Genomic DNA, 21,702 nt, shown 5'->3' on the forward strand with positions numbered 1-21,702 from the left:
CCCAGCAGCGGATGACAGCCCGGCCGGCAGGCGGCAGGGTGACGGGAACAGGGCTTCTGCCGCCTTCGCCCGACAGACGAGGATCCGCCATGTCCGTTCACCGGCGTCTCGGCACCGCCGCCGGGGCCGCGCTCCTGACCGTCGCCGTCGCGGGCTGCTCCGGCCTCGGCCGCACCGCGGTGGGCACGATCTCGTACGAGACCGAGCGCGAGGTCGTGATCACCGTGACGAGCCCCCTGGTCAGGGGCTGCCACCGGCTGGCGCCCTCCGGTGTGACGAAGATCGAGAACCGGAGCCTGGTCGACCTGCGGCTGTTCAGGACCCGGGACTGCCGGGGCAAGGAGTACACCTACGTCGCCACCCAGTCGGGCGACACGATCGCGCCGGACAGCCTCCCCTGGCGCAGCTACAGCATCGTGCACTGATCGTGTGCGAGAAGACCCGGGCGCCGGAGCCCGTCGCCCACTCCGGCGCCCGTTCCGGTCTTCGGCTGCCTCAGGCAGGGAGGGGGCGGGCCCTCACCCACGTGCCGTCGTCGGTCAGGTAGGTGTCCACCGCGAGCCCCGCCTCACCGAGGTACCGTTCGAAGTCCTCCCTGCTCAGCGGCCGCGAGCGGAACGTCTGGGTCCAGCGCAGGTCCGGGAAGACGTACTCGGCGAGGACCGAGTTGACGCCGTCACCGAGCGGGTCCGCCGACACGATCCGTACCGTGCAGCCACTCGGGTCCTGACGTTCGCGCGGCACCTCCCGGTGCCAGTCTTCGCCCTCGCGCTGGATGAGGACGCAGCCGTCCTCCCGCACATGCCGTCGACAGGTCTCCAGAAGCGCCTGCCGGGCACTGTGTTCGGCCGTGTGCACCAGGTACGAGGCAAGCATCACCACGTCGAACCGCCGTGCCAGATCCAGCGATTCGATCGGGCCGCGCACCCTCCGCGCGCCCGGCACCCGCTCCCGTACCGCTTCGAGCATGTCCGCCGACTCGTCCACCGCCGTCACGGCGAAGCCCCGCTCGACCAGAGGTCCCGTCACCCGCCCTGCCCCGCAGCCCAGTTCGAGCAGCGAGGCCCCCTGGGGCACGGCGGCCTCGATCACATCGGGCTCGTTCCCGACCCCCAGGCGCCGATACACGTCGACGGCGCAGCCGTCCGGGGTGATGGCTCCGGGCCCTGTCCCTTGGTGTCCCTCACGCATCCGTACGCTCATGCCCGGGAGAACGAAGAGGCCCGGACGGCCGTTCCCTCCGACGCCCTCGGAGAGCCGTGGGCCCCTCGTTCGAGTGACGTTCGATCACGCCCGCCGGGGGTAGACCCTCAGTAGGAGAGGTGAGCGTCATGCGTACGGGCAGTGAGCCGGCGACCGCGCGCAGTCCCCTGCGGATGCGGTTCTGGCTGAGCCTGTGGGGGCTGCTCTGGGCCGCCTTCGGCATGACGGTGTTCGCCCTGGTCGGCAGGCCGGGGTGGGCGGTCGCCTGCGGGGTGCTGTTCGTCGTGGCGGCCGTCGACCTGACGATGGTGCTGCGCCACCTCCGGCAGGGGCCGCACTGGCAGCCGGGACGGGACATCCCTCCGTACGAACCCGACCACGGCGGTACGGGCCGGGGCCGCACGCGCCACGGGCACCCGCGCCGCGGCTAAGCCCCTCCCGCCGGGCGACCAGGCCCAGGCTGCTCCGACCGCGCGCTCAGTCCTCCGCGCCGAAACGGGCCGCCTGGAGGTACTCGGGCTTGGGGTCGAGCGCGGCCGCGAGGCGGAAGTGCCGGGTGGCCTGATCGGGCCGTCCGGAGCGCTGGAACGTGCGGGCGAGGGCGAAGTGGGCGAACGCGTTGTCCGGCTCGCGCTCCAGGACCAGCTCGAACTCCAACTCGGCAGGGCGCAGTTGGGCGGCGGCGAAGAAGGCACGCGCGCGCAGCAGCCGAGCCGCGGTGTTCTCGGGGTGTGCGGCGATCACCGAGTCGAGCAGCTTCACGGCACCGCGGGGGTCCCGCGCGGCGAGCAACTGCTCGGCGGCGCGGAAGTCGATGACGTGGGTCTCGGGGTTCCTCTCAGCCACGGTGGCATCCTTCCCTTGCTCCGGCGGTTCAACATCGGGCGCGGCAGCGCTATTCCGCGCCGGCGGACGACCGCCGCGCTCGGCGCGATCGGCGCGATCGGCGCGATCGGCGCGATCGGCGCGATCGGCGCGGTCGGCGCGATCGGCGCGGTCGGCGCGGTCGGCGCGCTCGGCGCGGTCGGCGCGCTCGGCGCGGTCGCTGCCCTCGGCACGGCGGGCGAGCCCCGGTGAACGCGTGGCCCGGCGGGTCCGACCGCCGCCCCTGCGCGATCCCTACCCAGCCGGAGGCATGGCGGATCGGCGCGGATGCCCCGGTTTTCTACCGGTTCGGTTCGGCGGCCCGCCGGGTCAGCTCGTCCCAGACCGCGCGTACCTGGGGCTCCAGCGCCTCCAGCGGCCCGTCGTTGTCGATGACGACGTCCGCGATCGCGCGGCGCTGCTCCCGCGTGGCCTGGGCCGCCATCCGGGCCCGCGCCTCGGGCTCCGCCATGCCCCGCAGCCGTACCAGCCGGTCGAGCTGGGTCTCCGGGGACGCGTCCACGACGACGACCAGGTCGTAGAGGGGAGCGAGGGCGTTCTCGGTGAGGAGCGGCACGTCGTGGACGACGACGTCGCCGTCTCCCGCCGCGCTCTCCAGCTCGGCGGAGCGGCTGCCGACGAGAGGGTGGACGATCCCGTTCAGGGTGGCCAGGCGGTCGGCGTCGGCGAACACGATGGAGCCGAGCTTCGGCCGGTCCAAGGTGCCCTGCTCGGTCAGGATCTCCGGCCCGAACGCCTCCACGACGGCCGCGAGCCCGGGCGTCCCGGGCTCGACGACCTCGCGTGCGATCTTGTCGGCGTCGATCAGCACAGCTCCGTACGAGACGAGGAGCCGCGACACTTCACTCTTGCCGGCGCCGATACCGCCGGTCAGGCCCACCTTCAGCATGAGCGGCAGCTTAGGACCCCGGGTCCGGCCGCTACGCGTCGCCCTCCCGCTCGGCGAGGAAGCGCTCGAACTCGCGGCCCAGTTCGTCCGCCGACGGCAGGTCGACGGGCTCCGCGACGAGGCTGCCCCGGCTCTCGGCGCCGGCCACTGCGTCGTACTGGTGCTCAAGGCCCTGGACCAGGGCGGTCAGCTCGTCGTCGCCCTCGCCGATCTGGCGCTCGATCTCGGTCTGGGTCCGCCGTGCCTCGCTGCGCAGCGTGTGCGCGACACCGGGCAGGACGAGACCGGTGGCGGCCGTGATGGCCTCCAGGGCGGTCAGCGCCGCGTCGGGGTACGAGGACCGGGCGACGTAGTGCGGGACGTGCGCGGCGACGCCGAGGGTGTCGTGTCCCGACTCCGTGAGCCGGAACTCGACGAGCGACTCGGCGCTGCCGGGGACCTGGGCCTCGTCGAAGGGGCTCTTGTGGCCGGGCATGAGGTCCGTGCGACTGCCGTGCGGGGTGAGGCCGACGGGCCTGGTGTGCGGAACGCCCATCGGGATGCCGTGGAAGTTCACCGAGAGGCGGACACCGAGACGCTCGACGACCTGGCCGACGGCGGCGGCGAAACGCTCCCACTCCACGTCCGGCTCCGGGCCCGAGAGCAGCAGGAAGGGTGCGCCGGTGGCGTCCTGGACGAGGCGGACCTCGATGGTCGGTGTTTCGTACGCGGTCCAGCGGTCGCGCCGGAACGTGAGCAGCGGCCGACGGGCGCGGTAGTCCACGAGCCGGTCGTGGTCGAAGCGGGCCACCACCTGGTGAGGCAGCGTCTCCAGCAGGCCGTCCACGATCTGCTCGCCGGTCTCACCGGCGTCGATGTAGCCCTCGAAGTGGTAGAGCATGACCAACCCGGCCGACTCCTGCGCCAGGGCCACGTCCACCACGGCCAGGCCCTTCTGGTCCCATTCGTACAAATCCTGGGGATCAAGCACGATTACCGCTCCTCCTCGCGTTCCTAGGAAAGAACGCTCCCCAGGGCAGGAGCATTCCCCTCGCTCCCGGTTTTCATGAGCGGAGTGTCAGCGCGCGAGCACACCGACAAGGGAACGGAGGGGCCCGCTCGGACGGTTCGGGAACGACTGAGGCCCGCTCCCCCGAAGGGGAGCGGGCCTCGATCGTTGGCTAGCTACTGCCTAGCGGAGAGCTGATTCAGCTCTGGCCGCCGGCCAGCTTCTCGCGCAGGGCAGCCAGGGCCTCGTCCGACGCCAGGGCGCCGGAGTTGTCGTCCGACTCCGAGGAGTACGAACCACCGGAGACGCCCGCCGGGGCACCGGCCGGAGCGGCGGTGCCGCCCTCGGCAGCGGCGGCCTCGTCGGCCTCGCGGGACTTGATGACCTGAGCCTGGTGCTGCTCGAAGCGCTGCTGCGCCTCGGCGTACTGGGTCTCCCAGGCCTCGCGCTGGGTCTCGTAGCCCTCGAGCCAGTCGTTGGTCTCGGGGTCGAAGCCCTCGGGGTAGATGTAGTTGCCCTGGTCGTCGTAGGACGCGGCCATGCCGTACAGGGTCGGGTCGAACTCGACCGACGCCGGGTCGGCACCGAAGGACTCGTTGGCCTGCTTCAGGGACAGCGAGATCCGGCGACGCTCGAGGTCGATGTCGATGACCTTGACGAAGATCTCGTCGTTGACCTGGACGACCTGCTCCGGGATCTCCACGTGACGCTCGGCCAGCTCGGAGATGTGGACCAGACCCTCGATGCCCTCGTCCACGCGGACGAACGCACCGAACGGAACCAGCTTGGTGACCTTACCCGGGACGACCTGACCGATCTGGTGCGTACGGGCGAACTGCTGCCACGGGTCCTCCTGCGTCGCCTTCAGCGACAGGGAGACACGCTCGCGGTCCATGTCCACGTCGAGAACCTCGACGGTGACCTCCTGGCCGACCTCGACAACCTCGGACGGGTGGTCGATGTGCTTCCAGGACAGCTCGGAGACGTGCACGAGACCGTCGACGCCACCCAGGTCCACGAAGGCACCGAAGTTGACGATCGAGGAAACGACGCCGGAGCGGACCTGACCCTTCTGGAGGGTCGTGAGGAAGGTCTGGCGAACCTCGGACTGGGTCTGCTCGAGCCAGGCGCGGCGGGACAGGACCACGTTGTTGCGGTTCTTGTCCAGCTCGATGATCTTCGCCTCGAGCTCCTTGCCCACGTAGGGCTGGAGGTCGCGGACGCGACGCATCTCGACCAGGGAGGCCGGAAGGAAGCCACGGAGGCCGATGTCGAGGATGAGACCACCCTTGACGACCTCGATGACGGTACCGGTGACGATGCCGTCTTCTTCCTTGATCTTCTCGATGGTGCCCCAGGCGCGCTCGTACTGGGCGCGCTTCTTCGAGAGGATCAGGCGGCCTTCCTTGTCCTCCTTCTGGAGAACCAGGGCCTCGATCTCGTCGCCGACCTTGACGACCTCGTTCGGGTCGACGTCGTGCTTGATCGAGAGCTCGCGGCTCGGGATGACACCTTCGGTCTTGTAACCGATGTCGAGCAGGACCTCGTCCCGGTCGACCTTCACGATGACGCCGTCGACGATGTCGCCGTCGTTGAAGTACTTGATCGTCTCGTCGATCGCGGCGAGGAAGGCTTCCTCGTTACCGATGTCGTTGACCGCAACCTGCGGGGTGGTGGCGGTGGTCTCGGTGCTGCTCGTCATGTGGGAAAGGGCTCCGGTTACGGACAGAAAGTCGTAGGTACTGCTACGCCGTGAGCCCGTATCGCACCGAAGAAGCCGGACAGCCTATGAAGCGCCATTTCCGACGAACGGGGGGCGCCTCGCGAACCGAGGGGACATACAACCGTGCGAGCGCGGCCTGCTCCGTCTGAGGCGCGCAGGCCCGCAGCGCAACCTTTAGCATACGGGGGCAGCCGGACAGGGTCAATGCGCGAAGCGTGCACGCGCGGCAGAACACCGCAAACCCGGCACAACTCAACCCTCCCCAGGCCATGATGGCCCCCGGGACCCGCGCCGCGGACCCGCATGGCGGACCGCTTGGCGGCGCTGTGCGCAAACTACATCGACGGACGAGATGAACCAAGAGTACGAACACGAAGACGGACCGGTGGGCGAAGAGGACGAGGCCGAGGCGACCCGCCGTGCCGCCGGGGACACCGAGAGCAGCCGGGCGAGCCGGGGCTGGTGGGACCGGAACGCCGACGAGTACCAGAGTGAGCACGGAGCGTTCCTGGGGGACGACCGATTCGTCTGGGGCCCGGAAGGGCTCGACGAGGCAGACGCGGGACTGCTCGGTCCGGCGGACGCGCTGAAGGGGCTCGACGTCCTGGAGATCGGGGCGGGCGCGGCGCAGTGCTCGCGCTGGCTGGCCGCGCGGGGGGCGCGGCCGGTGGCGCTGGATCTCTCGCACCGCCAGCTCCAGCACGCGCTGCGGATCGGTGCGGACGTGCCGCTGGTCGAGGCGGACGCGGGCGTTCTGCCGTTCCGCGACGGCTCCTTCGACCTGGCGTGTTCGGCGTACGGCGCGGTGCCGTTCGTGGCGGACCCGGTGAAGGTGTTCCGCGAGGTGCGCCGGGTGCTGCGGCCGGGCGGTCGGTGGGTGTTCTCGGTGACGCACCCGATCCGCTGGGCGTTCCCCGACGAGCCGGGGCCCGAAGGCCTGACGGTGGCGGCCTCCTATTTCGACCGCACCCCCTACGTCGAGCAGGACGAGGAGGGCCGGGCCGTCTACGTCGAGCACCACCGGACGATCGGCGACCGGGTACGGGACGTGGTGGCCGGCGGCTTCCGGCTGATCGATCTCGTGGAGCCGGAGTGGCCGGAGTGGAACAGCCAGGAGTGGGGCGGCTGGTCCCCGCTGCGGGGGAACCTGATCCCGGGCACGGCGATCTTCGTGTGCGAGCGGGACTGACGTACCGGCGGGCGAGTCGACGCCGTGGCCGGGCGACGCTGGGCCGAGTGACGCCTTGCCCGGCCGATGCGTTGCCCCCGGCGACGCGTCGGCCGGGCGGCGCGTCGGCTGGGTGGCGCGTCGGCTGGGTGGCGCGTGGGCCGGGCGGCGCGTCGGCCGGGCGACGTATTAGTCGTATGAAAGGGCGGGGGCTGTGGATGGCCGGGCCCGTCCCCGGCGACGACGTATGAGACTGAGTGCGTGATCCGAAACGACGCACTCGACCGTCTCCCCGTCCGCCATGCCGTCCCCGAGCTGCTGACCGCGCTCGAGGAGCGCGGCACGGCGGTGCTGTACGCACCTCCCGGCACCGGCAAGACCACGCTGGTGCCACTGGCGCTCGCGGGACTCATAGGGGACGGTCCGCGGCGGCGGGTGCTGGTGGCCGAGCCGCGCCGGATGGCGGTGCGGGCGGCCGCCCGGCGGATGGCGTGGCTGCTGGGCGAGGAGGTCGGCGGGTCCGTCGGCTTCTCGGTGCGCGGCGAGCGCCGGGGCGGTCCCGCGACCCGCGTGGAGGTGGTGACGACCGGCGTCCTCCTCCAGCGCCTCCAGCGGGATCCGGAGCTGGCGGGCGTGGACGTGGTGCTGCTCGACGAGTGCCATGAGCGTCATCTCGACGCGGACACGGCCATGGCCTTCCTGGTGGACGTCCGGGCGACGCTGCGGCCGGAGCTGAAGCTGATCGCCGCCTCGGCGACCAGCGACGCGGAGGCGTGGGCGCAGCTCCTCACGGTGCTGGACGGCAGCGGTCCGGCGCCGATCGTGTGGGGGAAGGGCGAGGGGCACGGATACGTCGTGCGCTTCGCCGCACCGCCCGTCGGCATCAGGCCCGCCCACGGCACCTGGGTGGATCCGGCTCTTCTCCGCCATGTGGCGGCGACGGTCCGGCTCGCCTGCGCACGGTCCGAGGGCGATGTCCTCTGTTTCCTGCCCGGTACGGGAGAGATCGCGCGGACGGCGGGCATGCTGGCCGACCTCGACGCCGATGTGCTCCAGCTGCACGGGCGTGCCCCGGCGGCGGTGCAGGACGCGGTACTGAAGGGGACGGAGCCCGGCGGGCGGCGCAGGGTGATCCTCGCGACCTCGGTGGCGGAGTCGAGCCTCACGGTGCCCGGGGTGCGGATCGTCTTGGACTCGGGCCTGGCCCGGGAGCCGCGCATGGACCACGCCCGGGGACTCGGCTCACTGGCGACGGTGCCGGTGTCGATCGCGGGCGCTACCCAGCGCTCGGGCCGCGCCGGCCGAGAGGCGCCCGGTGTCGTCTACCGCTGCTGGGCGGAGGCGGACGACGGGCGCCGGGCCCGCTTCCCCTCCCCCGAGATCGAGATCGCCGACCTGGCCTCGTTCGCCCTGCGGACGGCGTGCTGGGGAGACCCCTCGGCGCAGGGCCTCGCCCTCCTGGACCCCCCTCCGGCCGGGGCGATGGCGGCGGCCCGTTCCGTGCTGACGGCGATCGGCGCGGTCGACGAGGAGGGCCGGGCGACGGAGCGAGGGGTACGGATGTCCCGGCTCGGGGTGCACCCGCGGCTGGCCCGGGCCCTCCTGGACAGCGCGCCCGAGGTCGGGACGCGACGGGCGGCCGAGGTGGTCGCGCTGCTCAGCGAGGAGCCGCCTCGGGAGTACGGGGACGACCTGGCGGTCGCCTGGCGCACCGCACGGCGGGGCGCCGACGGGTACGGGGCGCGCTGGAAGGCGGAGGCCCGGCGACTCGAACGGTCGGCGGGCGAGGCGGGCGCCGGGGGCGGAGCTGCCGGGGCAAGGGACACGGACGAGGGCGGAAGTCGAGCCGTCGGCGGGGGCGGCGCTCTCGCCGGGAGGGGAAGCGGAGCTCTCGCCGGAGGTGGGGACGACCTCGTCGCGGGGATGGTGACGGCGTACGCGTTTCCCGAGCGGGTGGCGCGGGCGCGGGAGGGGAGCGGTTTCCTGATGGTCTCGGGGACGGGCGCCGAGACGGCCGACGGGTCGGGGCTCGGGAGCGCCGCGTGGCTGGCCGTCGCCGTGGCGGACCGGACCGCTCGGAGCGCCGTCGCCCGGGTGCGGCTGGCGGCCGTGGTGGACGAGGACGTGGCGCGGGCGACCGCGGGGCATCTGCTCGCGTCGGGCGAGGAGGTCCACTGGGAGGACGGGGACCTGGTGGTCCGGACGGTGACCCGGCTGGGCGCGGTCGAGCTGGCCGCCCGTCCGCTGCGGGACGCCGCCGATCCCGTACGCGTACGGGAGGCGCTCCTGGACGGGCTGCGGCGGGAGGGGCTCGGGCTGTTGCGGTGGAGTCGGGAGGCGGAGGAGCTGAGACAGCGGCTCGGCTTTCTCCACCGGGTGCTGGGCGATCCGTGGCCCGAGGTGACGGAGGAGGCCCTGCTCGACCGGGCGGACGAGTGGCTGGAGCCCGAGTTGTCGCGGGCCCGGCGGCGGGCCGATCTGGGTCGGATCGACGCCCGGCAGGCGCTGGGGCGGTTGCTGCCCTGGGCGACAGGCGAGGCCGGTCGGCTGGACGAGCTGGCTCCCGAGCGGATCGAGGTGCCCAGCGGCTCGCGGATACGGGTGGACTACAGCGGAGAGCAGCCGGTCCTGGCGGTCAAGGTGCAGGAGATGTTCGGGCTGGCGGAGACGCCGAGGGTGGCGGGCGGCACGCCGGTCGTGGTCCATCTCCTCTCCCCCGCCGGACGACCTGCGGCCGTCACCGCGGACCTCGCCTCGTTCTGGCGGGACGGCTACCGGGCCGTGCGGGCGGATCTGCGCGGGCGCTATCCCAAGCACCCGTGGCCGGAGGACCCGGCGGGGGCGGAGCCGACGCGGCACACCAGCGCACGGTTCAGGAGGGAGCGGTAGCGGAGCTGTCGGGGGCGGGGCGCCGGCCGCGCGCCTCCAGCCAGAGGGAGAGGGCGAGCAGAAGGAGGGACAGGGTGACGAAGGTCCACGGCAGATAGGAGGTGACGAGCAGGACGATGGTCCGGTTGGACTTGACCAGTTCGGCGGTGTCCTGGATGTAGTCCTCGCGCATCTTCACGTGGCCGGAGAAGGCGGTGACCTTCCAGTCGGTCTTGTCGTTGCGGAGCTCCTCCTCGTGGATCTCCTCACCGTTGACCGGGGCGCCGGTGACGGGGTCGACCCAGAACATCCGCTTGGTCGTGTACCAGATCGACATCCCGGACCGGCTGATCACCTCGGGGGTGATGCCCTTGACCGGCATCGTCTTGGGCATGGGGACCTTCTGCCAGGGGATGGTCTGCTCGAAGTAGTAGACCTCCATTCCCCGGAAGGTGCGGGTGCCCTTGTAGTGGATGGGGGAGGTGGTCCGGGAGCGGGCGTCGAAGTACTGGTAGTCCCGCTTCTCGGTGAGGAAGGGCCACTTGAACTCGATGCCCTCGCGCCGGACCGCGTCGCCGTCGACCGTCGCGCCGGTGGCGTTGACCGGGTCCTGGGTGTGGGCGTCGAAGACGTAGCGCTCGGGGATCTGGGAGACCATCTTGCCGTCGGGGCCGGTGATGTAGGTGAGGGCGTCCCAGACGACGACGTCGCGGCCCGCGTCGCGCTCGATCCGCTTCGACTCCTCCACGTTGCCCTTGAGGGTCTGGATGATCGTGAGTTTGTCGACCTTCTTGGCCGTGAGGGTCGAGTAGTCGACGAGGGTGGCGGGCTTCGCCTCCAGGACGATCTCCTGGTACTGGTTCGGCGGGATCTTCGCCACGCGGGGGAAGACGTACCAGCGCAGGGTGGGGGCCATCGCGGCGAAGAAGACCGCGAAGGAGAGCAGGACGAGGCTGGCTCGGCGGCGCATGGAAGGGCTCCTCCTACTTCTTGGGGCCGGGGTCGGCGGTGAGGAGGGGCTTGGGCGAGGTGGGCCCGTCGGGCGGCAGGTCGACGACGGAGACCAGGAGGATGACGAGGAGGACTGGGACCAGCCCGATGGCGGCGGCTACGAGGGCGCGCATGGTCGGCCTCCCGGTGCTCGATCTGATGCGGCGTCAGGGCTGGGGCACCGTAGCAACGTGGGCCCGAGATGAGAACACGTTGCACTCAGAACGCAGAGCGCCGCCGTCCCGTCCGGGCGGACGGGACGGCGGCGCATCGACTGCCGGTTCGAGGCCGGTTCGGCGGCCGGCGCCGCGGCGTGCGCGGTGGCCGCGCGCGGGGGTGTCCGGCCGGGCCGTGGCTCAGGGTGTCGGCGTGGCCTTGGGAGTGGCGGTCGCCGAGGCCGGGGCGGTGGGCGTCGGGTCGGGGTCCGGGGCCGGGGCGGTGACCTTGAGCTCGATGGTCACGGTGCCGCCGCCGGGCGAGGTGAGCCGGAGCAGGAAGGTGCCGGCCTGGTCGTCGGCGAACATGTCGGGCAGCGTGAGCAGTCCGAACGCGTCCGTCTTCAGCCCCGTGAGGGTGCGGACCGGGTTGCCGCCCGCGTCCTTGAAGTACGGGCCCTTGGTGTTCTGCTGCGGGTCGGCGGCCGAGCTGATCATGGTGGCCGTCACGCCGACCGAGGAGGCGATGGCGCCGTCGAGGGTGGCCTTCACCAGGACACGGTCGGTGAACCGGGCGCCGGTCGTGGCGGTCAGCTCCGTGGCGTCGCCGCGGACCAGCGTGTCGGCCCGCCGCTCGGTGACGGTGGCGGTGAAGGAGACGGGCGGGACGTTCCGGCCGACGACCGTGGCCCGGACCGTGAAGGTGCCCGTCTGCTCGCCGGCCCGGACGGGCGGCGCGACGGCACGGCCGGTGAGGCCGGTGAGTACGGTGACGCTCTTCGCCACGCCACCGAGGTTGGCGTCGGTGCCGCCGACGATCTCGAAGCGCACGCTCAGCCCGGCGACGGGCTTGCCCGCCGCGTCCAGCGCCTCGACCGTCGGGCGCTCGGCGAAGACGCTGCCGACAGTGGCCGTCAGCGTGCCGGTGCCGGCGTCCTTGAGCTTGACGACCTTCACGGCCGCCGGCGGGGTGACGGGCGGCGTGACCGGCGGAGTGGTGCCCGGCGTGGACGGGTTCGGCTTCGGTGTCGACGGCGTGGTCGGCGAAGGCGAGGGCGAGGGGGTCGCGGGCTTCGTCGGCGTGGGTCGCGGGGAGGGGCCGGTGCTCGGGGTGGTGTCGCTGCGGTCGACCGGCAGCACGCCCGTGCCGTCCGGGACCTGATGGGTGCCGCGCTGGTAGTACTCGAACCAGGAGAGCACCGTGCGCAGGTACTCGGTGGAGCGGTTGTAGCTGAGGACCGCCCGGTCCAGATCCGCCTTGACCGCGAGGTCGCGGTTGTTGGCGCAGAGGTAGAGGCCGGCCGCCTGGGCGGCGTCGTAGATGTTGTTGGGGTCCTTGCGGCCGTCGCCGTTGGCGTCCTGACCCCAGGTCGCCCAGGTGGAGGGGATGAACTGCATCGGGCCGACGGCGCGGTCGTGCGTCGAGTCACCGTCGAAGGCGCCGCGGTCGGTGTCGGAGATGTTGGCGAAGCCGACTCCGTTGAGGACCGGGCCCAGGATCGGCGAGAGCGTGGTGCCGTTGGCGTCGACGCGGCCGCCGCGCGCCTGCCCGGACTCGACCTTGCCGATGCCGGCGAGCAGCTGCCACGGCAGGTGGCACGTGGGGTCGCTGGACCGGATCGACTGCTCGGCACGCTTGTAGGCGGCGAGTACGGACGCGGGTATGCCGGCCTCGGCGGGACCGGTGATGATCGGCAGGTCTATGGAAGTGCCGGGCTTGTTCGGCGTGTTCAGCGGAGGCAGGTCGGTGTAGTACGGCGAGTCGCCGGTCGCCGAACCGTCGGGCGCGGTCGGCGACGCGTCACCGGCACCGACCGGCCGGTCCCCGGCCGCGGTGTCGGAGGGCGGGGGCGGAACGGCGCCGGGGCCCTGCGAGGCGGCCAGTGCCGCCACCGCCGCCGCGACGACGGCACCGCTCGTGGCTCCCCGGCGCAGACGGCGGCCGAATTGCGCTGCCATACGTATGGTCCCTCCCCCTCGACTGCACCCGCGCGCTCCCCGCGCGTGGCCTCAGAAGACCCTATGACACCGACCGGCCCCGGAACACCGCGCCCTGACCGCGTTTCACGCTTTCGTCACCTCTTGGTCGCCCACGGTGCGGACGCGGGCCGTCCCGCATACTGGGCGTGACCGCCGACCGCCGCCGTGGGAGACGTCCGGGGCCGGCGCGGGTTCCGAGGGGGATGTTCCGATGCCGTTCACGCTGAGCCATGCCGCCGCGGTGCTGCCCGGCATCCGCCGCGACGGCACGGGACGCGGACCACTGATCGCCTCCGCGCTCGTGGCGGGGTCGTTCTCGCCCGACATGACCTACTTCGCGGCCACGGCCGTCCCGGGCGCGATGCTCTTCGGGAGCGTCACGCACTCCGCCGTGGGCATCCTGACGGTCGATCTGCTGATCACCGCCGCGCTGGTGGCGATGTGGCTGATGGTGCGCGAGCCGCTGATGGCGCTGCTGCCGGGGCGTTGGCAGAGCCCGGTGTACGGCGTCGCCCGGGGCGCCTCCTGGCGTGGCCGGCCGGCCCTGCCGCTGGCGACCTGGTTCTGTCTGTCGGCGGCACTGGGCGCCGCGACGCACGTGGTGTGGGACTCCTTCACCCATCTCGACCGCTGGGGCACCCGCGCCGTCCCGTTCCTCGACGAGATCGTGGCCGGCTTTCCGGTCTATCTGTACGTGCAGTACGGAGGTTCGGCGCTGGCTCTCGTTCTGCTGGGTTGGTTCAGCGCGCGTGCGCTGCGGGCCGCGCCCGGTGGGACGACGCCGCCCGCCGGGGTGCCGGTCCTGAGCCGTCGGGGCCGGTGGCTGGCCGGAGGACTGATCGGCGGCTGCGTCCTGGCCGGGATCGTGCACCGGTGCCTGCGCTGGTACGCGTACTGGGGGCGGATCGACACGCCCCTGGACATCATCCCGACGGCCTGCTTCGGGGCCGGCGCGGGGCTCGCCGTCGGCCTGCTGCTGTACGGGGCGGGGATGCGGCTGCGCGGAGCGCGCCCACGTCCGACGGCGTCCACGGAGGGCGAAGCGGGTCGTGAGCCGGCGCACTCCCGTCCGGGATCTCGCTGATCTCGCTCTCCGGCGTGAAGCCGCGGGCCGCGGCGCCGCCGGCGAGCCGCCGGTGGACGGCGGTCGCGACGCGTTCCAGCGTGCCGACGCCGCCACTCATGGTCGGGTTGTCGTGGCTGAGCAGGGCGAGGCGGTAGTCGTGGCCGCCGCCCCGGACGAGGCCGATGCTGTGCACCCGCCAGCCGTGGGTGTCGCGGGGCAGCCAGCCGTTCTTCAGGTGAACGCGCGCGGCGCGCGGGGCGCCGGCCGAGACGCCCCAGGCCTGTGAGGCGACGACCTGCCCCATGAGCGTGAGAGCGGCGGGCCGGCGGGAGACGGCGGCGAGCAGGGCCAGTTGGTCGCGCGCGGTGGTACGGGTGAGGCCCCAGTAGCGGTCGGGTCCGAGGACGGTGTCGTTCGCACCGGCGTCGGCGAGGACCCGCCGCATCCGGTCGCGGGACAGGCCCCACCACAGCTCCGTCGCGGCCTCGTTGTCGGAGTGGGTGATCATCGCCTTCATCCGGTCGGACTCCAGCGTGGTGAGCGGGCGCTCGAACTCCACCGCGCGGCCCATGACCGACTCCATGATCAGTACCTTGGCGACGCTGGCGGCGTCGTAGTACCGGTCGTCGGCGAGCCGGCAGCGCAGGCCGCGGCCGGGGTCGTGGACGGCGACGGACACCGTGCCGTCGCGGCCCTTGAGGGCGGCGGCGATGTCGGTGGACAGCTGGGCGGCCAGCGTGGGGGCGCCGGTCGAGGCACAGAGGGGGCTCGCCGCTGCGGAGGCCCGGTGCGCCGCCTCGGCGGGCGCGGGGACGCCCAGCACGCCGAGGACCGCGCCGAGGACGACCCAGCTACGCGAACGGGGACGACGGCTCCTGGTCATGCACCCAGTCTCGGGAGCGCCCCGACCCGAAGCGCCCCCGAACTGGTCCACTTGGCGCAAGCGGCGCCCTGCTCGTCAGTGGGCCGCCGACTCCCAGTCCGGGCCGACGCCGACCGAGACGTCGAGGGGGGCGCGGAGCGAGGCCGCCGCCGACATCTGGGCGCGGACGAGGGCCTCGACCTGCTCCCGCTCGCCGGGGGCCACCTCCAGCACGATTTCGTCGTGGACCTGGAGCAGCATGCGGGAGGCGAGCCCGGTCTCGGCCAGCGCCCGGTCCACGTTCAGCATGGCGACCTTCACGATGTCCGCCGCCGTGCCCTGGATCGGCGCGTTCAGCGCCATCCGCTCGGCGCCCTCGCGACGCTGGCGGTTGTCGCTGTTCAGATCCGGGAGGTACCGGCGGCGGCCGAGCATCGTCTCGGTGTAGCCCGTGGCGCGGGCCTCGTCGACGACGCGGCGCAGATAGTCCCGCACCCCGCCGAAGCGCTCGAAGTAGGTGTCCATCAGGGCCCGGGCCTCGCCCGCCTCGATGTTCAGCTGCTGGGAGAGACCGAAGGCCGAGAGGCCGTACGCCAGGCCGTAGGACATGGCCTTGATCTTGCGCCGCATCTCCGCGTCGACACCGGACCGCTCGACGCCGAAGACCTGCGAGGCGACCGTCGTGTGCAGGTCCTCGCCGGAGGTGAAGGCCTCGATGAGGCCCTCGTCCTCGGAGAGGTGCGCCATGACGCGCAGCTCGATCTGGCTGTAGTCCGCCGTCATCAGGGACTCGAAGCCCTCGCCGACGACGAAGCCGTGCCGGATCGCCCGGCCCTCGTCGGTGCGCACCGGCACGTTCTGCAGGTTCGGGTCGGTGGAGGAGAGACGGCCGGTGGCTGCCACGGTCTGGCTGAAGGTGGTGTGGATGCGGCCGTCGGCGGCGATCGTCTTGATCAGGCCCTCGACCGTGGAGCGCAGCCGCGCCTGCTCGCGGTGGCGGAGCATGAGGACCGGCAGCTCGTGCTCGGTCTGCCCGGCCAGCCACGCCAGCGCGTCGGCGTCCGTGGTGTAGCCGGTCTTGGTCTTCTTCGTCTTCGGCAGGTTCAGCTCGCCGAAGAAGACCTCCTGGAGCTGCTTGGGCGAGCCGAGGTTGAACTCGTGCCCGACGGAGGCGTGCGCCTCCTTGACGGCCTGCTGCACCGCTCCGGCGAACTGCACCTCCATCGCTTCCAGATGGGCGCGGTCGGCGGCGATGCCGTGCCGCTCCATCCGGGCCAGGAGCAGGGACGTCGGCAGCTCCACGTCGTGCAGCAGTTCCGTCGCGCCGACCTCGCCGAGCTTCTCGCCGAACGCCTCTCCGAGGTCGAGCACGGCGCGCGCCTGGGACATCAGGGCGTCCGCCTCGGCGTGCTCGTCGGTGCCGAAGGCGAGCTGCCCGTCGGCGGCCGCGGGGGCCAGCTCACGGTGGAGGTACTCGACGGAGAGGGCGTCCAGGGCGAAGGAGCGGCGGCCGGGCTTGACCAGGTACGCGGCGAGCGCGGTGTCCATCGTGATGCCGTCGAGGTGCCAGCCGTGCTCCGGGAAGACCCGCAGGGCGTCCTTGGCGTTGTGCATCACCTTCGGCCTGGCCGGGTCGGCGAGCCACGCGGCGAACGCGCGCTCGTCCTGCTCGTCGAGCCGGGTCGTGTCGAACCACGCCGCCGTGCCGTCGGCCGCCGCGAGGGCCACCTCGCTGACGTTGCCCGCGCCCAGGGCCCAGGCGGCGACGGTGGCCACACCGAGCGGCTGCCCGCCGTGCGCCTCCAGCCAGGGGGCCAGCTCGCCCGTGCCCAGCGCCGTGCCGTCGAGCTCGATGCCCGCCTCGGGGGCCGGGGCCTCGTCCTCCTCGGCGCCGGGGTCGACCGCGAGCAGGCGCTCGCGCAGGCTCGGGTTACGGATCTCCAGGACTTCCAGGAAGCCCTTGAGCGCCGTCCGGTCGTAGGGCGGGCGCTCCAGCTCGGCGACGGTGCGGGGCAACTCGACGTCCCGGACCAGCTCGGTCAGGTGGCGGTTGAGCTTGACCGACTCCAGGTGGTCGCGCAGGGCCTGCCCGACCTTGCCCTTGACCTCGTCGGCGCGCTCGACCAGCTCCGCGAACGAGCCGAACTGGCTGATCCACTTCGTCGCCGTCTTCTCGCCGACGCCGGGGATGCCCGGGAGGTTGTCGGAGGGGTCGCCGCGCAGGGCGGCGAAGTCGGGGTACTGCGAGGGGGTGAGGCCGTACTTCTCCTGGACCTTCTCCGGCGTGAAGCGGGTCAGCTCGGAGACGCCCTTGGTGGGATAGAGCACGGTCACGTGGTCGGTGACCAGCTGGAACGAGTCACGGTCGCCGGTGACGATCAGGACGTCGAACCCGGCCGCCTCGGCCTGGGTGGCGAGCGTCGCGATGATGTCGTCGGCCTCGAAGCCGTCCACGGCGAACCGCGTCGCGTTCATGGTGTCGAGCAGCTCGCCGATCAGCTCGACCTGCCCCTTGAACTCGTCCGGGGTCTTCGAGCGGTTCGCCTTGTACTCGGGGAAATCGGCCGAGCGCCACGTCTTGCGGGAAACGTCGAACGCGACGGCGAAGTGCGTGGGGGCCTCGTCACGCAGCGTGTTCGCCAGCATCGACGCGAAGCCGTAGATCGCGTTCGTCGTCTGTCCGCTCGCGGTCGTGAAGTTCTCCGCGGGCAGCGCGAAGAACGCCCGGTACGCGAGCGAGTGCCCGTCCATGAGGAGCAGGCGCGGACGGGTTTCTTCGGTCTTCTTCGCTGTCTCTGCCACAGGGACGATCCTGCCACGGACCACCGACAATCCCGTCCACGCCCGGTCCGGGCTCCACGCTGTCAGTGGCCCGTGACAGGATCGGAGACGTACGCCACAGGTCGACCGCTCAAGGGAGAGCGCGATGGTCAGCAAGCCCCCCGCAGGCGACCCGGTCCAGGACGCGCCGCAGGTCGTGCCGCCGCTGCACGCCGCCGCCGGCCTCGCCGCCGTCGCGCACACCCTGCGGATCTCGCAGGCGCAGATGGGCGTGCGGCGCACCGCGCGGACGCTGCTGGCGGTCAACCAGAAGGACGGCTTCGACTGCCCGGGCTGCGCATGGCCGGAGGGCGACAAGCGGCACGTCGCGGAGTTCTGCGAGAACGGGGCGAAGGCCGTCGCCGAGGAGGCGACGCTGCGCCGGGTGACTCCGGACTTCTTCGCCGCGCACCCGGTGGCGGACCTCGCGGACCGCAGCGGGTACTGGCTGGGCCAGCAGGGCCGGATCACCCAGCCCGTGTACCTGGCGGAGGGCGCCGAGCGGTACGAGGCGGTGAGCTGGGAGCGCGCCTTCGCGATCATCGCCGAGGAGCTGACCGCCCTGGCCTCCCCCGACGAGGCGCTCTTCTACACCTCGGGGCGGACCAGCAACGAGGCCGCGTTCCTCTTCCAGCTCTTCGCCCGCGAGTTCGGCACGAACAATCTGCCGGACTGCTCCAACATGTGCCACGAATCCTCCGGTTCGGCGCTCAACGAGACCATCGGGATCGGCAAGGGCAGCGTCTCCCTGGAGGACCTGCACCAGGCCGACCTGATCGTCGTCGCCGGCCAGAACCCCGGCACGAACCACCCCCGGATGCTCTCCGCCCTGGAGAAGGCCAAGGCGGCGGGCGCACAGATCATCTCGGTCAATCCGCTGCCCGAGGCCGGCCTGGAGAAGTTCAAGAACCCGCAGACACCCGCGGGCCTCTTCAAGGGCGCCTCGCTCACGGACCTCTTCCTCCAGATCCGCATCGGCGGCGACCAGGCCCTCTTCCGCCTCCTCAACAAGCTGGTCCTGGAGACGCCGGGCGCGGTCGACGAGGAGTTCGTACGGGAGCACACCCACGGGTACGAGGAGTTCGCGGCGGCCGCGCGCGCCGCCGACTGGGACGAGACGCTGGCCGCGACCGGCCTGGACCGCACCACGATCGAGCGGGCCCTGGAGATGGTCCTCGCCTCGAAGCGGACCATCGTCTGCTGGGCGATGGGCCTCACCCAGCACAAGCACTCCGTGCCGACGATCCGCGAGGTCGTCAACTTCCTTCTGCTGCGCGGCAACATCGGCCGCCCCGGCGCCGGAGTCTGCCCCGTGCGCGGCCATTCGAACGTGCAGGGCGACCGCACGATGGGCATCTTCGAGCGGCCCGCGCCCGCCTTCCTGGACGCCCTGGACAAGGAGTTCGGGATCGTCTCGCCGCGCCACCACGGCTTCGACGTGGTCCGCTCCATCCAGGCGCTCCGCGACGGCGAGGCGAAGGTCTTCTTCGCCATGGGCGGCAACTTCGTCGGCGCCACCCCCGACACGGAGGTCACCGAGGCGGCGATGCGGCGCGCCCGGCTCACCGTCCACGTCTCGACCAAGCTGAACCGCTCGCACGCCGTCACCGGCACGCGCGCGTTGATCCTCCCCACGCTCGGCCGCACCGACAAGGACGTCCAGGCGACCGGCAAACAGTTCGTCACCGTCGAGGACTCGATGGGCCAGGTGCACGCCTCGCGGGGCAACCTGCCGCCCGCGAGCCCGCACCTGCTCTCCGAGCCCGCGATCGTGGCCCGGCTGGCCCGGGCCGTCCTCGGCGCCGGTTCGGCCACGCCGTGGGAGGAGTTCGAGAAGGACTACGCCACGATCCGCGACCGCATCGCGCGCGTGGTGCCCGGCTTCGAGGACTTCAACGCCCGTCTCGCCGCCTCGCCCGGCGGCTTCGCGCTCCCACACGCGCCCCGCGACGAGCGCCGCTTCCCCACGGCGACCGGCAAGGCCAACTTCACCGCCGCGCCCGTCGAGTTCCCGACGGTGCCGGAGGGCCGGCTGCTCCTGCAGACCCTGCGCTCGCACGACCAGTACAACACCACGATCTACGGCCTCGACGACCGCTACCGCGGCATCAAGGGCGGCCGTCGGATCGTCCTCGTCCACCCGCAGGACGCGGCCGCCCTCGGCCTCGCGGACGGGGCGTACACCGACATCGTCAGCGAGTGGAATGACGGCGTCGAGCGGCGCGCGTCCGGCTTCCGCGTGGTGCACTACCCGACGGCCCGAGGCTGCGCCGCCGCGTACTACCCGGAGACGAACGTCCTGGTGCCGCTGGACTCCACGGCGGACATCAGCAACACCCCCGCCAGCAAGTCCGTGATCGTCCGGCTGGTCCCGACGGGCACGGCGGACTGACCCGGGCGCCTGCGCTCCGGCCGCGACCGGGGCGCTCCGGCCGTGACCGGGGCCGTGACCGGGGGTGACTGGACCCGGCCCCGGCTCCGTCTGGAACAATCGCCCCGCGCCTAAGCGTTTGCTCAGGCACGCACTGACGACGTACGAAGACGAACGGAGCCGGGCCGATGGGCGAGCAGCAGCACGTGAAGTTCCCGCAGGAAGTCCTCGACGAGTACGCCTCCCTCGGCGTCGACCTCCCCGCCCTGTTCTCCGCGGGCCACCTCGGCAACCGCATGGGTGTGCAGATCGTCGAGGCCTCCGCGGAGAAGGTCGTCGGCACGATGCCGGTGGAGGGCAACACCCAGCCGTACGGCCTGCTGCACGGCGGCGCCTCCGCCGTCCTCGCCGAGACCCTCGGGTCGATCGGCTCCATGCTGCACGGCGGCGTCTCCAAGATCGCGGTGGGCGTCGACCTGAACTGCACCCACCACCGCGGGGCCCGCAGCGGCCTCGTGACCGGCGTCGCCACCCCCGTGCACCGCGGCCGCTCCACGGCCACGTACGAGATCGTGATCACGGACGAGCAGGACAAGCGGGTCTGCACGGCCCGCCTGACCTGCCTGCTCCGTGACGTCACCGCCAAGGACGCGGGTTCCGTACCGAACGCGGGTTCCGTACCGAACGCGGGCGGAAGCGGCGCCTGAGCCGAGGCACGCGCCTCGGCCGAAACGGCGTCGGCGCCCGATCCCGCGAAGGGCTCCCCGCGGCCCGGGACGGTCCTCACCGTCCCGGGCCGCGCCGCGTTCCCGCCACCATCAAGTCCCGTGACGCGAAGGCCCGTTGTGTCCGAACGCACGATCCACTAGCGTCCCCGGCATGGGGCTTCCGGCGCGCACGACGGTCATGTCCGTCCTCCTCGCCGCCCTCGCGACGTGCGGTCTCGCCTCCCTCTCCGCCTGCTCCGAGGAACGCTCCGGAGCCGAAGCCGAAGCCGAAACCGAAACCGGAGCCGGCGCCCGAGCCGGCGCCGAAACCGGAGCCGACCCCTCCCCGCCGTCGGCCACGCCCGCCTCCCTCGTGGACCTCTGCACCGATCTCCTCGCGTACTGGGTCAAGGAGGCCTTGGCCGGGAGCAGATGGGCGGGGCTCGACTGGGAACAGAAGGGGCTCTCCAACGAGCAGCTGAGGATCCACGACGAGGTCCTCGCGCTCGCCCGCGCCCACGAACGCGCCCGCGGCCGCCCGGCCGCGACCTCCTTCACCGACGAGGAGACCCGAAGACGGTGCGCGTCGGCGAACGGCGCGACCGGAAGTTCGGAGAACTGGAAGCCACCCCCGTAACACTGCGTAACGTCCGCGCAATGTGGAAACGGAGCTCTGCACTCAGCGTTCCGTCCGCTGACGTTTGAGTGACTGTCCGATATCCGGATACCGCCGCAAGCAGTCCGACAGGAGCAAGATCTGCTCAAGCCCCTGAGCGGAACTGCACGTTCTCACTATGTGAACACCGTTGCGCTGACCGAATTGCCCCTGTTTGCCCACCCCGTGTCCACCTCCTCTCCCCCTCGCGATAACAAGACAGTCACATCCTGACCTCCTCGCTCCCCACCTCCCTCACCTGCGCTTAGAGTCACCGCCAGTCACCGCGCCGCCGGGCGCGTCCACTGCACGGCCCTGCGTCACCCCGTCATCCCCCGTACGGCCCGGCGTTCACAAACGGCACCTCCAGCT

The 21,702-nt window shown here is 72.1% G+C and carries 18 protein-coding genes and 1 pseudogene; 9 read left to right on the plus strand and 10 right to left on the minus strand.

The window, feature by feature from the left end; all coding sequences use genetic code 11:
* Positions 1–89: 89 nt before the first annotated feature.
* The gene (locus ACIPPS_RS16410) at positions 90–425 is read left to right on the plus strand and encodes a hypothetical protein (protein WP_401431867.1); all 336 of its coding nucleotides are present in this window, start codon (positions 90–92) and stop codon (positions 423–425) included.
* 70 nt (positions 426–495) lie between these two features.
* On the opposite strand, the gene ACIPPS_RS16415 is transcribed toward ACIPPS_RS16410, so the two are convergent.
* Positions 496–1,191: a class I SAM-dependent methyltransferase gene (locus tag ACIPPS_RS16415; protein ID WP_401431870.1), complete on the minus strand. Its 696-nt coding sequence runs from the start codon at positions 1,189–1,191 to the stop codon at positions 496–498.
* 140 nt (positions 1,192–1,331) lie between these two features.
* Here ACIPPS_RS16415 and ACIPPS_RS16420 point away from each other — a divergent pair, with 140 nt between their 5' ends.
* Positions 1,332–1,634, plus strand: coding sequence for a DUF6343 family protein (locus tag ACIPPS_RS16420; RefSeq protein ID WP_401431873.1), 303 nt, complete (start codon positions 1,332–1,334; stop codon positions 1,632–1,634).
* 46 nt (positions 1,635–1,680) lie between these two features.
* Here ACIPPS_RS16420 and ACIPPS_RS16425 read toward each other — a convergent pair whose 3' ends face one another.
* A complete protein-coding gene (locus ACIPPS_RS16425) occupies positions 1,681–2,049 on the minus strand; it encodes a tetratricopeptide repeat protein (RefSeq protein WP_391797958.1) in 369 nt (122 codons plus the stop codon).
* A gap of 15 nt (positions 2,050–2,064) precedes the next feature.
* Between ACIPPS_RS16425 and ACIPPS_RS16430 the strand changes: the two genes are divergently transcribed.
* Entirely contained in the window at positions 2,065–2,280 is a 216-nt protein-coding gene (locus tag ACIPPS_RS16430; RefSeq protein WP_401431876.1) for a hypothetical protein, read from the plus strand.
* A gap of 88 nt (positions 2,281–2,368) precedes the next feature.
* On the opposite strand, the gene coaE is transcribed toward ACIPPS_RS16430, so the two are convergent.
* The 3 genes from coaE to rpsA all read right to left on the minus strand — a co-directional run bounded on the left by coaE (position 2,369) and on the right by rpsA (position 5,667).
* On the minus strand, positions 2,369–2,977 hold the full coding sequence (coaE, locus tag ACIPPS_RS16435) for a dephospho-CoA kinase (RefSeq protein WP_401431878.1): 609 nt from the start codon (positions 2,975–2,977) through the stop codon (positions 2,369–2,371).
* Between the two features lie 31 nt (positions 2,978–3,008).
* Positions 3,009–3,947, minus strand: a complete 939-nt coding sequence (locus ACIPPS_RS16440) for a PAC2 family protein (protein ID WP_401431880.1) — start codon at positions 3,945–3,947, stop codon at positions 3,009–3,011.
* A 217-nt stretch (positions 3,948–4,164) separates the two neighbouring features.
* On the minus strand, positions 4,165–5,667 hold the full coding sequence (gene rpsA, locus ACIPPS_RS16445) for a 30S ribosomal protein S1 (RefSeq protein WP_401431883.1): 1,503 nt from the start codon (positions 5,665–5,667) through the stop codon (positions 4,165–4,167).
* Between the two features lie 373 nt (positions 5,668–6,040).
* On the opposite strand from rpsA, the gene ACIPPS_RS16450 reads away from it, so the two are divergent.
* Together ACIPPS_RS16450 and hrpB are read left to right on the plus strand one after the other, a co-directional pair.
* Positions 6,041–6,877, plus strand: a complete 837-nt coding sequence (locus ACIPPS_RS16450) for a class I SAM-dependent methyltransferase (RefSeq protein WP_401431885.1) — start codon at positions 6,041–6,043, stop codon at positions 6,875–6,877.
* 240 nt (positions 6,878–7,117) lie between these two features.
* A complete protein-coding gene (hrpB, locus tag ACIPPS_RS16455; protein ID WP_401431888.1) occupies positions 7,118–9,745 on the plus strand; it encodes an ATP-dependent helicase HrpB in 2,628 nt (875 codons plus the stop codon).
* Here the strand turns inward: hrpB and ACIPPS_RS16460 are convergent.
* The 3 genes from ACIPPS_RS16460 to ACIPPS_RS16470 all read right to left on the minus strand — a co-directional run bounded on the left by ACIPPS_RS16460 (position 9,729) and on the right by ACIPPS_RS16470 (position 12,828).
* Entirely contained in the window at positions 9,729–10,694 is a 966-nt protein-coding gene (locus ACIPPS_RS16460; protein ID WP_401431891.1) for a DUF3068 domain-containing protein, read from the minus strand. The genes hrpB and ACIPPS_RS16460 overlap by 17 nt on opposite strands.
* A gap of 13 nt (positions 10,695–10,707) precedes the next feature.
* On the minus strand, positions 10,708–10,848 hold the full coding sequence (locus ACIPPS_RS16465; protein WP_355111251.1) for an SPW_0924 family protein: 141 nt from the start codon (positions 10,846–10,848) through the stop codon (positions 10,708–10,710).
* Positions 10,849–11,070: 222 nt separating this feature from the next.
* The gene (locus tag ACIPPS_RS16470; protein WP_401431893.1) at positions 11,071–12,828 is read right to left on the minus strand and encodes a lytic murein transglycosylase; all 1,758 of its coding nucleotides are present in this window, start codon (positions 12,826–12,828) and stop codon (positions 11,071–11,073) included.
* 232 nt (positions 12,829–13,060) lie between these two features.
* Between ACIPPS_RS16470 and ACIPPS_RS16475 the strand changes: the two genes are divergently transcribed.
* Entirely contained in the window at positions 13,061–13,933 is an 873-nt protein-coding gene (locus tag ACIPPS_RS16475; protein ID WP_401431895.1) for a DUF4184 family protein, read from the plus strand.
* Positions 13,934–14,066: 133 nt separating this feature from the next.
* Here the strand turns inward: ACIPPS_RS16475 and ACIPPS_RS16480 are convergent.
* A pseudogene (locus ACIPPS_RS16480) lies at positions 14,067–14,798 on the minus strand (serine hydrolase); the annotation flags it as partial.
* A gap of 75 nt (positions 14,799–14,873) precedes the next feature.
* Positions 14,874–17,528, minus strand: coding sequence for a DNA polymerase I (gene polA, locus ACIPPS_RS16485; RefSeq protein WP_401433087.1), 2,655 nt, complete (start codon positions 17,526–17,528; stop codon positions 14,874–14,876).
* 175 nt (positions 17,529–17,703) lie between these two features.
* Here polA and ACIPPS_RS16490 point away from each other — a divergent pair, with 175 nt between their 5' ends.
* The 3 genes from ACIPPS_RS16490 (at position 17,704) to ACIPPS_RS16500 (ending at position 21,312) form a co-directional block, all read left to right on the plus strand.
* Positions 17,704–19,989: an FdhF/YdeP family oxidoreductase gene (locus ACIPPS_RS16490; RefSeq protein ID WP_401431898.1), complete on the plus strand. Its 2,286-nt coding sequence runs from the start codon at positions 17,704–17,706 to the stop codon at positions 19,987–19,989.
* Positions 19,990–20,156: 167 nt separating this feature from the next.
* Positions 20,157–20,675: a PaaI family thioesterase gene (locus ACIPPS_RS16495; protein WP_401431900.1), complete on the plus strand. Its 519-nt coding sequence runs from the start codon at positions 20,157–20,159 to the stop codon at positions 20,673–20,675.
* A gap of 172 nt (positions 20,676–20,847) precedes the next feature.
* Entirely contained in the window at positions 20,848–21,312 is a 465-nt protein-coding gene (locus tag ACIPPS_RS16500) for a hypothetical protein (RefSeq protein WP_401431902.1), read from the plus strand.
* Positions 21,313–21,702 lie beyond the last annotated feature (390 nt).

Source organism: Streptomyces sp. NPDC090127 (assembly GCF_044746945.1).
Classification (GTDB): domain Bacteria; phylum Actinomycetota; class Actinomycetes; order Streptomycetales; family Streptomycetaceae; genus Streptomyces.

Excerpts from the sequence above, each read along its gene's own strand:
- ACIPPS_RS16410 (WP_401431867.1), top strand. The coding sequence starts at position 90 with ATGTCCGTTCACCGGCGTCTCGGCACCGCCGCCGGGGCCGCGCTCCTG.
- ACIPPS_RS16415 (WP_401431870.1), bottom strand. The coding sequence starts at position 1,191 with ATGCGTGAGGGACACCAAGGGACAGGGCCCGGAGCCATCACCCCGGAC.
- ACIPPS_RS16420 (WP_401431873.1), top strand. The coding sequence starts at position 1,332 with ATGCGTACGGGCAGTGAGCCGGCGACCGCGCGCAGTCCCCTGCGGATG.
- coaE (WP_401431878.1), bottom strand. The coding sequence starts at position 2,977 with ATGCTGAAGGTGGGCCTGACCGGCGGTATCGGCGCCGGCAAGAGTGAA.
- rpsA (WP_401431883.1), bottom strand. The coding sequence starts at position 5,667 with ATGACGAGCAGCACCGAGACCACCGCCACCACCCCGCAGGTTGCGGTC.
- ACIPPS_RS16450 (WP_401431885.1), top strand. The coding sequence starts at position 6,041 with ATGAACCAAGAGTACGAACACGAAGACGGACCGGTGGGCGAAGAGGAC.
- ACIPPS_RS16460 (WP_401431891.1), bottom strand. The coding sequence starts at position 10,694 with ATGCGCCGCCGAGCCAGCCTCGTCCTGCTCTCCTTCGCGGTCTTCTTC.
- ACIPPS_RS16465 (WP_355111251.1), bottom strand. The coding sequence starts at position 10,848 with ATGCGCGCCCTCGTAGCCGCCGCCATCGGGCTGGTCCCAGTCCTCCTC.
- ACIPPS_RS16470 (WP_401431893.1), bottom strand. The coding sequence starts at position 12,828 with ATGGCAGCGCAATTCGGCCGCCGTCTGCGCCGGGGAGCCACGAGCGGT.
- ACIPPS_RS16475 (WP_401431895.1), top strand. The coding sequence starts at position 13,061 with ATGCCGTTCACGCTGAGCCATGCCGCCGCGGTGCTGCCCGGCATCCGC.
- polA (WP_401433087.1), bottom strand. The coding sequence starts at position 17,528 with ATGGACGGGCACTCGCTCGCGTACCGGGCGTTCTTCGCGCTGCCCGCG.
- ACIPPS_RS16490 (WP_401431898.1), top strand. The coding sequence starts at position 17,704 with ATGGTCAGCAAGCCCCCCGCAGGCGACCCGGTCCAGGACGCGCCGCAG.
- ACIPPS_RS16495 (WP_401431900.1), top strand. The coding sequence starts at position 20,157 with ATGGGCGAGCAGCAGCACGTGAAGTTCCCGCAGGAAGTCCTCGACGAG.
- ACIPPS_RS16500 (WP_401431902.1), top strand. The coding sequence starts at position 20,848 with ATGGGGCTTCCGGCGCGCACGACGGTCATGTCCGTCCTCCTCGCCGCC.